At 37.5% G+C, this 15,585-nt stretch carries 5 protein-coding genes; 2 read left to right on the top strand and 3 right to left on the bottom strand.

Going from position 1 to position 15,585, the window contains the following annotated elements; genetic code table 11:
• Positions 1–130: 130 nt before the first annotated feature.
• On the bottom strand, positions 131–2,419 hold the full coding sequence (bglX, locus tag J4050_RS00310) for a beta-glucosidase BglX (RefSeq protein ID WP_208151947.1): 2,289 nt from the start codon (positions 2,417–2,419) through the stop codon (positions 131–133).
• 34 nt (positions 2,420–2,453) lie between these two features.
• Positions 2,454–4,154 carry an ABC transporter ATP-binding protein gene (locus J4050_RS00305; protein ID WP_208151946.1) on the bottom strand — a complete coding sequence of 567 codons (1,701 nt, stop codon included), beginning with the start codon at positions 4,152–4,154 and terminating at the stop codon, positions 2,454–2,456.
• A gap of 205 nt (positions 4,155–4,359) precedes the next feature.
• Here J4050_RS00305 and J4050_RS00300 point away from each other — a divergent pair, with 205 nt between their 5' ends.
• Together J4050_RS00300 and J4050_RS00295 are read left to right on the top strand one after the other, a co-directional pair.
• A complete protein-coding gene (locus J4050_RS00300; RefSeq protein ID WP_208151945.1) occupies positions 4,360–9,603 on the top strand; it encodes a M14 family zinc carboxypeptidase in 5,244 nt (1,747 codons plus the stop codon).
• Positions 9,604–9,810: 207 nt separating this feature from the next.
• The gene (locus J4050_RS00295; RefSeq protein WP_208151944.1) at positions 9,811–14,817 is read left to right on the top strand and encodes an immunoglobulin-like domain-containing protein; all 5,007 of its coding nucleotides are present in this window, start codon (positions 9,811–9,813) and stop codon (positions 14,815–14,817) included.
• A gap of 50 nt (positions 14,818–14,867) precedes the next feature.
• Here the strand turns inward: J4050_RS00295 and J4050_RS00290 are convergent, their stop codons facing one another.
• A complete protein-coding gene (locus tag J4050_RS00290) occupies positions 14,868–15,581 on the bottom strand; it encodes a 3'-5' exonuclease (RefSeq protein ID WP_208151943.1) in 714 nt (237 codons plus the stop codon).
• Positions 15,582–15,585: the final 4 nt, after the last annotated feature.

Below are 15,585 nucleotides of genomic sequence, written 5' to 3'. Positions count from 1 at the left end.
AACAGCGTCGTTTCTAATTTTAAAAGTACATTGCAGTTAGTCTCCAATGTTTTAAAATTAACTAAGAAGATATTCATGCTATAACTTATATTAGTTATGGTGTGAATATTTTTTATTTTAATAATCAGGACTATTTAAGTGTAATAGTTGTATTTAGTCTACTTTCAGAACTTCCACCTATGAATATTTCAAATTCACCAGGTTCAACTACAAATTCTCCTGTATTGTTATAGAAACCAAGATCCTCTTTTGACAAATTAAAGGTGACTTTTTTAGTTTCTCCTTTTTTAAATTTCACTAATTTAAATCCTTTTAATTCTTTAACTGGTCTTGTTATAGATGCAAGCAAATCCCTGATGTAGAGCTGAACCACTTCTTTGCCATCAAAAGATCCAATATTTGAAACTTTAACTGAAATTTCTATTATATCATCAACGGTATATTTGTCCTGATTTGTTTTTAAGTTTCCGTATTTAAATTCGGTATAGCTAAGGCCAAACCCAAACGGATACAAGGGGGAATTTTCAGAGTCTAAATAGTGCGACCAAAATACATTATTTTCTCTATTAGTTGGTCTTCCAGTGTTTTTATGATTGTAGTATATTGGTATTTGACCAACACTTCTTGGAATGCTCATGGGCAGCTTAGCACTTGGCACATAATCACCGTATAAAACTTGAGCAATAGCATTTCCACTTTGAGAGCCTAGTTGCCAACCCATAATTATACTGGGTATATGTTCTGCCGCCCAATCAATGGCCAATGGCCTTCCGCTATTTAAGACGAGAACTATATTTTGATTGACCTCATAAACAGCTTTTAATAATTTTTGCTGAAGCCCAGGTAGATTTAAGTTGGTTTTACTTCTAGCCTCACCACTCTGAAATCCATGTTCACCAAGCACCATAATAACGACGTCTGCATTTAAAGCGGATTTGACAGCTGTTTTTATTTGACTTGTATCTGTCATATTTATTTCACCTTCTTTTGCAAATGAGATATCACCATTTACTAAATCGACACCCTTCTCATAAACAATGGAATTTCCTTTAAAAGAAGCCATTCCTTCTAAAACGGAAACTGCACTATTAGGTTCTGCTGCCGCTCGCCAATTTCCGAGTGGGCTGTGGTTATCATTTGCCAATGGTCCGATTAAGGCAATTCGTTGTCCGGTTTTTTTTAAGGGAAGAATATTGGTTTCATTTTTAAGAAGAACAATAGATTTTTTTGCCATATCTAATGCGGCTGTATGATGCGTTTTATGTCCTAATTTTTCTGTTTCAACCGCCTCATTGCAATATTTGTAGGGGTTATCAAAAAGGCCTAATTCAAATTTCAATCTCAAAATCCTTGAAACGGCATCATTTATTTTTTGTTCATCAACCCCCCCTTCTTTTACAAGGTCCACTAGCGCATTAATGTATGCGTATCCTTCCATGTCCATATCACTTCCTGCGCTTACAGCCAATTTTGCAGCTTCACTTTCGTTTTTTGCGTATCCCCAAGAAATAAGTTCCTTAATAGATGCCCAGTCAGAAACTATAAAACCTTGAAAGTTCCATTGCCCTTTTAGCAAGTCTCTTTGTAATTCTTTGCTTGCTGTAACAGGGATTCCATTAAGATCATTAAAGGAATTCATAAACGTCTTTACTCCAGCATCAGCAGCTGATTTAAAAGGCGGCAAAATAATATTGTATAAGGTAGACGTTCCAATATCTACAGAATTATATTCTTTCCCAGATTCAACAAATCCATAGGCCGCAAAATGTTTGGCACATGCTGCTATGGTATTTAGGTCGCTGAGATTTTCTCCCTGAAATCCTTTAACCCTGGCAATCGCTATTTTACTACCTAGATAAGGATCTTCCCCTGCTCCTTCCATTACTCGGCCCCAACGTGCATCTCTTGTAACATCAACCATGGGAGCAAAAGTCCAATTAAGTCCTGTCGCTGAAGCTTCAATAGCTGCAATTCTAGCAGATTTTTCAATAGCAGTTAAATCCCAACTCGCTGCTTCGGCAAGTGGAATAGGGCTAATTGTTTTAAACCCGTGAATAACGTCATAGCCAAAAAGAAGCGGTATGCCAAGTCTAGACTCTTCAACAGCAATTTGTTGAATTTTTTTGATGTGTTCTACACCATGAACATTTAACATAGCACCTACCATCCCTTTTTTTAAGTGGTCGAATTTATATTTTGACGTTGCTTCAGTTGGCAGAGGTCCAGTTGCCTCCCAAAAATCAGAATACATATTCATTTGTCCAACTTTTTCCTCTAAAGTCATTAATGACATCAGCGAATCTACTTTATGGGAAATACTCTCATGTTCTATTGAAATATTGGATATATCTTCTTTAGGATCCATACAGCTCGAAACAATTAGACTTATTAATAGATATAATGTGATTTTTACTTGCATGTTATTGAGCGGTTATAGTTTTAATAGAAATAAGTTAAGCTTTTTCGATACGGCCGGGGATGGCATTTATGAGCCGTTTTGTATAATCCTTTTGTGGATTTGCAAACACGCTATCTGCTTCTCCAATTTCTTCAATTTCCCCATTGTTCATTACTACTAATTGGTCTGCCATATATTTTACAACGCTGAGGTCATGAGAAATAAAAATATAGGTAAAGCCAAATTTAACCTTAAGGTCATTTAGTAAATTTAAGACTTGGGCCTGTACAGAGATATCCAATGCAGAAACGGATTCGTCACAGATGATAAGTTTGGGTTTTAGGGCAATGGTTCTGGCAATGCCAATACGCTGTCTTTGGCCACCAGAAAATTCATGTGGAAACCGGTCAAAAGCTTCTTCAGTAAGACCGACACTAACTAAAATATCCAAAACACGTTGTTTACGATCTTTAGAGTTGTTTCCTATATTATAAACTTTCATTGGTTCTAAAATGGCTTCACCAACTCTAAGCCTTGGGTTGAGCGAGGCAAAAGGATCTTGAAAAATTATTTGGATATCCTTTCGGAGTTGTCTCATTTCAGGTTTACTTAAATTCGTAATATCCTTACCATTGTAGACTATGGTTCCGGCAGTTGCTTTATCTAGTTGAAGAATCACATTACCTAATGTAGATTTTCCACAACCAGATTCGCCAACTAAACCTAAAGTTTCGCCAGGATAAACATTGAAACTGACACCATCTACAGCGTTAAAGTGACTATCTTTTTTAAACCAGCCTACTTTTGACACGTATGTTTTCTTAACGTCATTAATTTCTAGCAGTGGCTTTTGGGCATATAATTCATTGTGTTTTTTCTGTCGTTCTTTTTTAGTGATGATTTGGGTTCTAAACGAGTTAGACATAAAATCAGAAATGGTCGGAAGAGATTTTAATCTTTGATTTGTTGAAGGTCTTGCACCAATTAGTGCTTTGGTGTAGCGATGTTCTGGGGTATTGAAAATAGAAGATTTGGTGCCTTGTTCCACTATTTCTCCTTTATACATCACAATGACATTATGAGCTAATTCAGAAACCAGAGCTAAATCATGAGAAATAAATAGAATGCTCATCTTCGTTTTTCCCTGAATGTCTTTAAGGAGGTCTAAGATTTCTTTTTGCACGGTAACATCGAGTGCTGTAGTTGGTTCATCTGCAATGAGAAGTTTGGGCTTACAAGCTATGGCCATAGCAATCATAACGCGTTGTTTTTGTCCGCCAGAAATTTCATGTGGGTATGCTTTGTATATTCTATTTGGATTAGGCAGCTTTACTTGTTCAAACAAATTAAGCACTTCTTGTCTAATTTCTAGTTCGCTCAGGGCACAATGTTCTTTAAGAATTTCTGCAACCTGATTCCCACAGCGCATGGATGGATTTAATGAACTCATAGGCTCCTGAAAAATCATTGCAATGTCTTTTCCTCTGATTTTACGGAATTGCTCATTAGGGAGTCCAATTAGTTGCTTTCCCATAAACAATAAATTTCCACTTGTAAGTTTTGAAAGCTTTGGAGGGAGTAATCCCATAAGCGCTAAAGCGGTAACAGATTTCCCAGATCCAGATTCACCCACGATAGCTGTAATCGAATTTACAGGCAATTCAAAGGAAATAGATTTTATTATTTCCGTGTAACGGTCCTTGTTTTTAAAGGAAATTGCTAAGGATTCAACCTTTAAAAGAAGAGAATTTGTCATATGTAAAGATAATTTTTTCAGAATTTAATCCATATACGTGGTTTTATCTAAAAATTAGATAATGGTTTAATACGCATAAAATCAATGATTTACTATTCTGTATGAATTTTAACCCTGCATTTCATCGAATAAATATGCATTTTATGGATAAAATATGAATATAAATTTTATATTAGCACCGATAAAATCCATTAACCCCAAACTAATGAGAAAAATTACCTACTTAATTGTAACACTTCTATCTATTGTTCAATTTAGCTTTTCGCAAGATGGCTTTTCAAGAATTACTATTTTTAACCCAGATGCGTCAACCCTTAACTTGTTGGCACAACAAGGTGTTGACCTACGTTGCGGAATTACGCATGAAGAACAAGGGAATAATATAACTATAGATATCTCCGATTCAGACAGAGATACTTTAGATAGCCTAGGTGTTTCCTATCAGACTAAAATAAGTGATATTTCTACCTTTTATGCCGAGCGAGCAAAACAAGATTTACCTACAGCAATACTTGCTGCACAACTAGAAGATGCACGAGCTTTAGCAGATGGTAGCGCTAATATGCAACAGAGAGGGTCTATCTCAAATTCTACAATTGATAATTATCTACAATTCTCCGAACTCAATGAGAAAGACTGGGTAAAGCCAGCGAATTTTGAGCTTGGTTCTATGGGAGGTTGTTATACTCTTGGTCAAGTTTTATCTGAACTCGATGACATGAGAGATTTTTCTGTGAATAATGGCTTAGATATTGTCTCAGTTAAACAAGATGCTTCCCCTACAGGTCAAAGAACCTGGGGAAATCCGGCAAATACTATTACTAACCTGCAAGATAATGGTCCTGCGACGTATTCAGGTCAAGGTGGCACACGTTGGGACCCGCAAACCATTTACTATATAAGGATAACTGGTAATGAAAGTTCAACTGCAGAAGGAACTAAACCACAGATTTTATTTACTTCTATGATCCACTCACGTGAGGTCAGTGCCTTAATGAACAATATGTATTTTATGTGGTACATCATAGAGAATTATGATACCGATTTAGCAATCAAAAACTTAGTAGACAACAATGAACTTTATTTTGTTCCTGTCGTTAACCCTGATGGTTTGCGTTGGAATGAACACTTAGATAGTGTCCTTTCTGGAGATGGAGGCGGTATGCAACGTAAAAATCTAAGACCAAATACAGGAGGTACTACTAATACAAGTAATAATAGAGGTGTCGATTTAAACAGAAACTTTGATTATTTCTGGGGTTCTGCAGGTATTGGATCTTCAGGTACACCTACCAGTGATTCTTACAGAGGACCGTCTCGAGCTTCTGAACCGGAAACACAAATCATGGTTGATTTTATTCTTAATCGTAGTTTTAAAACAGCTATTTGGAATCACTCTTTTGCTAATTCTATTCCGCACCCTTATGGTGGAAACCCAACTTTTGTTTCTGGTAGAGAGGATGAAATGCACAGTTGGCATGAAGATATGACCAAGTATAACCGCTACGTTTCGGGTGCTACAATATTTACACCAGCTAATGGTATTGCGGATGATTGGATGCTAGGAGGAAGTGCTGACGGAAATACTTCTGTTGGCTCAGGACAGAACATCATAGCAACTACACCAGAGCATGGAGGCGAATGGTTTTGGCCAACACCTTCAACGATTATTCCAATAGCAAAGCAATCGATGCGTATTTCGTTGATGAATGCTTATTATGGTGGAAAATATGCAAAATTTCACGATTTAACTCAGAGTGATATTACAGGTTTAAATCCAACACTAAATTTTGGAATTGAACGGGTAGGTCAAGCGCCAAGTGATTTTACCTTAACCTTGACACCAGTTTCTTCAAATATCACAAATATTAGTTCACCAGGAACTCAATCTGGGATATCTGTATTAGAGCAGCGCAATGTTTCAGCTTCAATGACACTAGACCCAGGAATTCAACCTAATGAAAAAATTGAATTCACGATAGCTTTATCTAATGACGATGGTGTTTTTTATGAGGCTACGATTGAAAAATACTATCAGCCAACAGTGATTTTTGCTCACAACCCAGATACTGACGGATTAACCGGGTGGAATAATAGTGGTTGGAGTAATACCACGGCTGATGCGTACTCAAATTCTAACGCATTAAGAACAGGTAATGCCGTACCATATGCTAATGGAACCGAAAAGACTTTAACAACCTCTAATACCTACGATTTATCCAATTCTAATGAGGTCTTAGTTCAGTTTTACACTAAGTGGGACTTAGAGCGTAATTTTGATTTCGTTGAGCTGCAAGCATCGACTAATGGTACAACCTGGATAAATTTAAACGGCAAATATACTAAGCCATCTTCAACAGCTAGTACCAATGACCATGCTAATAAACCAAATGCTAACGAACCTTTCCAAGGCAATAATAGCTCTGGACATTTATATGATGGTGACCGCATGGACAAATGGGTGATGGAAGAAATCGTAATCGATGCGACTAACAATCCATCTATATTTGGGTCGCCTAACGTATCGTTTAGATTTAGAATGGAATCAGATTCCAATAATAATTTCGAAAATTATTCAGCTAACGGAGAAGGCTTTTTTATAGATGATTTTAAAGTCATCGGCCTTACAATACCATGTGTTACCACTACGCCAACAGGTCTAACTACAAGTTCTATTTTAGATACAAGCGCAACGGTGATCTGGGACGACATTCCATCTGCCACTTATGATTTGAGATACAGAGAGACAGGCACATCAGTATGGAATGAAATTACTGATGTAGCTACTGAAAGTTTCACAATTAATGGTTTAACGCAATTAACTGAATACGAAGTGCAAGTAAGAACACGATGTGGGTCTTCAACATCTGCTTATTCAAGTTCCTTTGTGTTTACAACGCTTGACGTAATCACTTGTACAGGGACTTTGGTTAACACGTTTCCGTATGCAGAGACTTTTGATTCTGACCTAGGAGATTGGACGCAGGCCTCTGGCGATGACGGTGATTGGATTGTAGACGCTGGTGGAACACCTTCTGGCAATACAGGTCCATCAGATGATATTACTGGTGGTGGAAATTATTTATTCCTTGAAGCTTCATTAAATGGTAGTCCTGGTGAAATTGGATCTAATGCAACAGCTATTTTAGAAAGCCCCTGTTTTGACCTTAATATTTTAAATAATGGTTTGTTAACATTTAACTATCACTTATTTGGAGCAAATCAAGGGACCTTAGATGTTGAGATTACTAATGATGACGGAAATAACTGGGTAAATATTTTTTCAACAGGAGGAGATTTAGGTAATACTTGGAATTCTGAGACCATAGATTTGAGTTCTTATAACAATCAAATCATTAAACTACGTTTTGTCGGTACAACCGGAAACGGTTTTGCAAGTGATATGGCTATTGATCAAATTGGCTTATCAGCTTCTCCATTAAATTATTGCCCATCACAGGGGAATAATCCTAGTGAAGAATTTATAGGTCGAGTTCAAGTTAACACAATAGATAATAGTTCAACAGGACAATCCTATACTGATTTTACAAGTATTTCAACTTACATGAGTAAAAACACGCAATATAGCATTACGATAACACCAACATGGCCTGGAGGAACTTTTTCTGAGGGTTATGCAGTTTGGATAGATTACAACAGAGATGGTGATTTTTCAGATACTGGAGAGTTAGTATTTTCGCAAGCACCAACCACAGCAGCTTCTGTCAGCGGCAACTTTACAGTGCCATCTAATATTCCAAATGGAGCCACAAGAATGAGGGTAGCCATGAAATATAATGCGATACCAACAGAATGTGAAGTATTTGGCTTCGGAGAAGTCGAGGATTATACCGTAAACTTATTTAATGGTCTGTTGTTTCAAAACAACAATTGGACACCTAATGCTCCAAACTCAAGTACAGGAGCAGAAAATGCTCTAGTTTTAGATGGGTCATACAACGCCACTTCAAACTTCACAGTAAATAATCTAGAAGTAAATACCGGAGCGACATTAAACTTGGACAAAGCAAATGCAATTACGGTTAACGGCAACGTTACTAATAACGGGCAGTTTGTGCTAAATTCTGATTCTAATGAGTTTTCTAGTCTTTTAGTTTCTGGCATAGTTTCAGGCGATGTTGTTTACCATAGACATGCCAATTCAAATTTAAATGGCAACGATTTAATCGCCCCACCAGTAAGTGGTGAGGTCTTTACAGATTTCCTGTCGAATAATACTAATGTATTTGCCAATGGTGACCAAACGGTATTTTTATTTGGTGATTTTGAAAAACCTGTTAACGAATATATGCTTTATACAAATTCAGAATCTGCTACTTTGGATGCTGGTACTGGTTATCGTGCAGCGTCAACAGATAACGGAACATTTATGTTCAATGGTGCTGTAACAACAGGACCAGTAAATCTATCAATTGAGCGAACAGGAACTAATTTTGCCAAATGGAACCTCATAGGTAATCCTTATCCATCATATATTAGGTTATCAGATTTTCTAGCGGCGAATATTTCCGAGCTAGATGCTCAAAGTGCAGCCGTTTACGGTTATGATGCCGATAATTCTAACGGTAGTGTCTGGACTATATGGAACTTAGCCTATTCAGATTTCAATCCAAATACATTAATTGCTCCAGGTCAAGGATTCTTTGTGTCTTCTAAATCAGGTGGTGCTAATATTACATTTACGCCTTCTATGCGCGCATCTGGTAGCTCAGACGATTTTGTTGATGGAATGGTGGCATCTAATCCGATTGAGCGTGCAATTATAGAAATAGAATCTGGTTCTAATTTTGCAAGTACGGACTTATATTTAACTAATAATGCTTCGCTAGGGTTAGACCTTGGTTATGATGCTGAACATTTTGGTGGAGCAGCGACAGATTTTTCAATTTTCACACATTTGGCAGAAAATAATATGGGAATGGAGATGTCTGTGCAATCTTTAGCATTTACAGATATTGATAGCAACCCTATTATTCCACTAGGTGTATACTTGGGTCAAGGCCAACAAGCTACCATTAGACTCACCAATTCAGGACTAAATTCTGATATATATTTAGAGGATGTTCAAAGTAATACCTTTACGTTGTTATCCACATCTGAATATACTTTTACAGCAGATTCTGATTTAAGTGGTGTTGGACGCTTTTATTTGAGATTTGATGCTAATGCATTAAGTACAAATGAAACGGCACTTGATTACATTCAAATTTTTAGCAATGCGAATAATCAAATCATAGTGAATGGACAATTGACCTCTCAAACAGGTTTGACCGTATTTGATATACAAGGACGTTCTGTTTTAGAAACAGATTTAGATACTTTTAATACTACAAATACTGTAAATGCCTCTGAATTAACTAAAGGAGTTTATATGGTTACTTTAACTAATGATACTTCTACAATTACGAAAAAGATTATTTTGAGATAGAAGCTATTGAAACTAATTTATAGAACCCCAAACAATATAATTGTTTGGGGTTCTATGTTTAGAATGAGCGGCTAATCTTACAATTTAGTACGGTTTTTCCGTAAAAATTTCATTTTTATTTAAGAAAATATTAACAATTGGTTTTTTATTAAAATAATTAGGTAATTTACGTTATCGCTATTTATTAATCTAATAACCGTCAACTTTATGAAATTAAGATTACTATGCCTAATCGCTTTGATTGGGTTTAACTTTTCTTGGGCTCAGGATAATGCTTTTTGGAAGCAAGAAACCGTAAGCACCGCAAGAATTACAAAAAAAAGTCACCAAACATTAAAAGGTGCACAAACCTACAATTTAAACATTGATGCCTTAAGACAGGCATTGGTAAATGCCCCTCAAAGGGGAGCAAATAATGCATCTAGCCTTACGATTTCCTTTCCTAATGCCGATGGCAAAATGGAACGCTATGCTATTATGGAAGCCTCGGTTATGCATCCAGAACTACAAGCTCGTTATCCTAATATTAGGTCATATGCGGGTAGAGGCTTAGATAATCCGACTTCAATAATACGATTTAGCCTTTCTCCTCAAGGATTTAGCGGTATGATTATTTCCTCGGATAGACCCTATACTTTCATTGAACCCTTGGATAGAAATTCATCCTCACACATAGTGTTTAATAGACAAAGCAGAACTGATTATACGGACGAGTTTGAATGTCAAGTTACCGAGCGGATGAACCAAGTAATGGCTTCGGGCAATACAGCGCTAAGAAACGCAGATGATGCCATTCTAAGAACTTACAGATTAGCCGTTTCTGCTACTGGAGAGTATACTCAGTATCACGGTGGTACTGTGGCTTTGGCCCTCGCTGCAATAAATACTACAATGACAAGGGTAAATGGACTTTTTGAAAATGATTTTAACTCTACCATGGTTTTAATACCTAATAATGATGCTATCATTTACACTAATGGTAATACAGATCCATATTCTAATGGTAGCTTTAACAGTCAAGTTCAAAATGTACTGACCAATGTTATTGGAGAAGCCAATTACGATGTTGGTCATTTATTCGCAAGAGCATCAGATAATGGAAATGCTGGATGTATTGGTTGTGTTTGTGTCAATGGACAAAAAGGAAGTGCATTTACTTCACGTTCTACTCCAGAAGGCGATCCATTTGATGTAGACTATGTTGCCCATGAATTGGGTCATCAGTTTGGAGGGAATCATACATTTTCTTTTAGAAATGAAGGGACCAATGCTCATTACGAACCAGGTAGTGGGTCAACAATAATGGGCTATGCTGGTATTACTGGTTCAACAGACGTTCAGTCTAACAGCGATCCTTATTTTCATTGGTATACAATTCAGCAGGTTACTAATTACATTAAAACCACAAGTTGTCAAACCAACACTAATACAGGAAATTCAATTCCATCGGTTAATGCAGGTGCAAATTATACCATTCCACGTGGAACGCCTTTTGTTTTAGAAGGGACAGCAAGTGATAACGACCCAGGAGATGCCTTAACGTATTGCTGGGAACAAGCTGATGAAAATAATGCCGCAACGACCTTTCCATCGGTGAATGCTACTTCTGGTGTTGCTTTTAGGTCCTTTAACCCTACAACTGATAATAAGCGTTACTTTCCACGTCTTTCTACTATAAAAACAGGTGGTACATCATGGCAATGGGAAGCAGTGCCTAACGTAGCAAGAACACTCAATTTTAGACTAACAGTTAGGGATAATCGTCCTGGCGGAGCAACAAATAACAGTGATGATGTTCAGATTTCAGTTAATGGAACTGCTGGACCTTTCATAGTAAATTCACCAAATACGAATGTAACGTGGAATGCAGGAACCCTTCAGTCTGTAACCTGGGATGTCGCTGGGACTACTGGTAATGGTGTTAATGCTGCCAATGTTGATATTTTCTTATCAACTGACGGAGGGGACACTTACACTGTCGCGTTAGCAACGAATGTTCCAAATGATGGTTCTCATGATATTGTAGTCCCTGATGTTCAGGGTAACCAAAATAGAGTAATGGTTAGAGGTGCTAATAATATTTTCTTTGATATTTCTAACACTAACTTTACCATTGGTCCGCCGGTAGTATGCAACGCTACAGTCCCAACGGGACTTGCAGCATCAAATGTTGCTACAACAACGGCAACATTGAGTTGGGACGCAGTACCAGGAGCGACTTATGATCTAAGATATCGTCAAACAGGCACTACACCATGGATTACTACTGCTGTAACTGGCATCTCTGAAAGTTTAACGGGATTGACAGCCTTAACGCAATACGAGTCTCAAGTAAAAAGTACATGTTCTGGCGGAGCGACATCAGCCTACAGTAGTTCGGTTACTTTTACGACCACAGATGTACAGTTAAATTATTGTAACTCTGCTAGTACCAACACCAATGATGAATATATTAGTCGGGTTCAGTTAAATACTATTGACAATACCTCTGGACCTCAGTTTTACTCAGATTTTACTAATATTTCAACAACACTTACTAAAGACACTCAATATTCAATAACCATAACACCAACATGGACAGGAACGGTTTACAGTGAAGGCTACTCTGTTTGGATAGACTATAACCGTGATGGTGATTTTCTAGATGCTGGAGAACAGGTATTCACTCAAGCGCCAACACAGGCGACTCCTATTTCAGGATCATTTACAGTACCTTCGGGTGCAGCTGAAGCAGCCACTAGAATGCGTGTAACGCTCAGTTATAACGCAAATGTTGGCCCTTGCGATTCATTTACATACGGTGAAGTTGAAGATTATACAATTGTCATTGAGGGGAATGGCCCAGATACTGAAGCACCTGTGATAACATTAAACGGTGCCTCAACGGTAAATTTAGAATTGGGAGATACTTACACTGAGCTTGGAGCAACGGCTACAGATAATGTTGACGGTGATTTAACTTCAAGTATTGTTATAGGTGGAGACACAGTAAACACCAATTTAGTAGGGTCTTATGTTGTGACTTATAATGTTAGTGATGTTGCAGGTAATGCGGCCACTGAGGTAACAAGAACAGTTAACGTAAATCCAGATACAACTGCACCAGTGATTACTCTCAATGGAAATTCTACTTTAAATCTGAATATAGGTGATACTTATATAGAACAAGGTGCGACAGCAACGGATAACTTTGATGGTGATATTTCATCAAATATTGTAATTACCGGAAATGTTAATACATCAATTGCCGGGACATATTTGGTTAATTATAATGTAAGTGATTCATCAGGTAATGCTGCAAATCAAGTTACTCGTACTGTTAATGTAGCTGCAGATACAACCGCACCAGTCATTACCTTAATTGGCGCATCGACCATTAATCTCATAGTTGGAGATATTTATGTAGAGCAAGGCGCAACCGCATCCGATAATATCGATGGTGATTTAACAGCAAGTTTAGTGATCGCAGGAACTGTTAATACAAATGTTGCTGGCACATATCAAGTAACCTATAATGTTAGCGATAGTGCTGGTAATGCTGCAAATGAGGTGGTAAGAACGGTTAATGTTTCTCAACCATCTTCTGGATGTACAGGAGGAGTTAGTTCTTTCCCATATTCAGAAGGCTTTGAAGGCTCAATTGGTGCATGGTCTCAATCTTCAGCAGATGATTTAAATTGGTCGGTTAACTCTGGCGGGACACCATCAAGCGGAACAGGACCATCTAGCGCTACTGAAGGTAGTTTCTATATTTATGTAGAAGCCTCAGGGAATAACACAGGATACCCTAACAAGCGAGCAATAATAACATCACCATGTTTTGACTTAAGGGGTCTAACCGAAGCGACTTTTAATTTTAGTTACCACCAATTTGGTTCTACCAATATGGGAACCATAGATTTAGAAGTCTCTGATGATGAAGGTGCTTCTTGGGTATCAATATGGAACAGTGGTGGAAACCTTGGTGATGCCTGGCAAACGGCGAGCATAAGTTTAAATGCTTATGTTGGTGGTGGTATTCAGTTACGCTTCAACAGAGTTACAGGAGGAACCTGGCAAGCGGATATTGCTATTGATGACGTGTCCTTAGTTGGTCCTCCGGCGCCAGATACGCAAGCACCATCACCAGCAACTATCGTGGCAAGTAATATCACTGAAAATTCAGTGGACTTGTCATGGAGCGGAGCAACTGATAATGTAGGCGTTACAGATTATGACCTATTTGAGAACGGATCTTTCTTAGTCAATGTAACAGGAACGTCATACGTAGTTACAGGATTGGCAGAAAGCACAAATTATAATTACTATGTCATTGCTAATGATGCCGCTGGTAATAGTTCATCACAAAGTAACACCGCCAGTATCACAACGCTTGCAGCACCGACTTGTTCTGATGGTATTCAAAATGGTGACGAAACAGGTGTTGATTGCGGTGGTTCCTCTTGTGCGCCATGTAGCACTTCTAATGTAGTGCTTAACGAAGGCTTCTTTGAGACTGGCTTGGATGGATGGACAGATGGCGGAAGTGATTGTGCAAGACGAAATGACCCTGCTAGATCTTTTGAAAATAATTTCTCTATTAGAATTAGAGATAATTCTGGAGTAGCCTCGTCCATGACACTATCTAATGTTGACGTTACTTCATTTAATGAGGTTGAAGTCGATTTCTATTTTTATGTCTTAAGTATGGAGAATGGGGAAGACTTCTGGTTAAGATTCTTTAATGGCTCCCAATGGATTACGGTACAGACTTGGACAAGAGGTATTGATATCAATAATAATACCTTCTATAATGCTACTGTGACCATACCAGCTTCACAATACAATTTTGCTGCGAACTCTGGTCTGCGATTCCAGTGTGATGCGTCAGGGAATAATGATCAGATTTTTATAGATCAAGTGACCATTACAGGTATTTCTGGAAGTGCTAGAGGGTCTAATGACAAACTCGAAGTGGTTGGATATTTTGAGTCTCCAGAATTGGCAGAAGTCGACATGAGATTATATCCAAATCCGGTTAAAGGAGATATTTTAAATATTGAATTCCCAGAATTACAAGTATTTGATTTTAAGATAATGGATATAACAGGTAAAACTGTTCTTCGTGGAAATTCCTCTGGTACTATTAATGTAAGAACATTAGAAGGAGGCGTTTACTTTATAGAAGTTAATGATGGTGAAGAAATAATTACCAAAAAGTTCATTAGAAACTAACTAAATCATTGTTTTGAATCAAAAACCCTGAAGGTGAACTTCAGGGTTTTTTATATATATTTTATTTCATTTTTATGCAAAAGCTCATCTCCTCTTAATCGTAAAAGAATTTGAGCTACGGCGATTGTATCGCGTTCACAGTACTTAATGATGCGATCTAGGTCTTTGTCTTTGTAGTACACCTTGTAAACCTCACTTCCGTCAATATCTTCTTTTGGAGAAGGAATACCTAAGACGTTGGTTAATAGTTTCAACGAAGTATAGGTCTTGTAGTCGCCAAACTTCCATAGCTCCAAGGTATCTAGGTGAGGAACTTCCCATGGTTTTTTGCCAAATAAGTTAAGCTTGTATGGTAAAGTAATATTATGAATAATCATGCGTCTTGCTATATAAGGGAAATCAAACTCCTTACCGTTATGCGCACATAGCAAATGTTTGTTTTGGCTGAAATGTGAAATTACCAGATTTTTAAAGTCTTTGAGAATTTGTACTTCATCTCCATAAAATGAGGTGACTCTAAAATATCTGATATCACCTTCAAAATGAAAATATCCAACTGAAACACAAATTATCTTTCCAAATTCTGCCCAAATACCAGCTCGGTCATAAAACTCATCTGCCGTGAATTCATCTTTACGTTGATACTGTGATTTGGCTTTCCAAAGCTCTTTTTTAGTAGCATTAAGCTCAGAGAAGCTTTCGGTCTCTGGGACGGTCTCTATATCTAAGAATAAAATATTTTCTAGATTAAGCTTAGAAATCATGGAT

Origin of the sequence: Winogradskyella pelagia (assembly GCF_017581965.1) — a bacterium.
In the GTDB taxonomy this organism is placed as follows: Bacteria; Bacteroidota; Bacteroidia; order Flavobacteriales; family Flavobacteriaceae; genus Winogradskyella; species Winogradskyella pelagia.
This window is presented reverse-complemented; position numbering and strand designations above follow the sequence as displayed.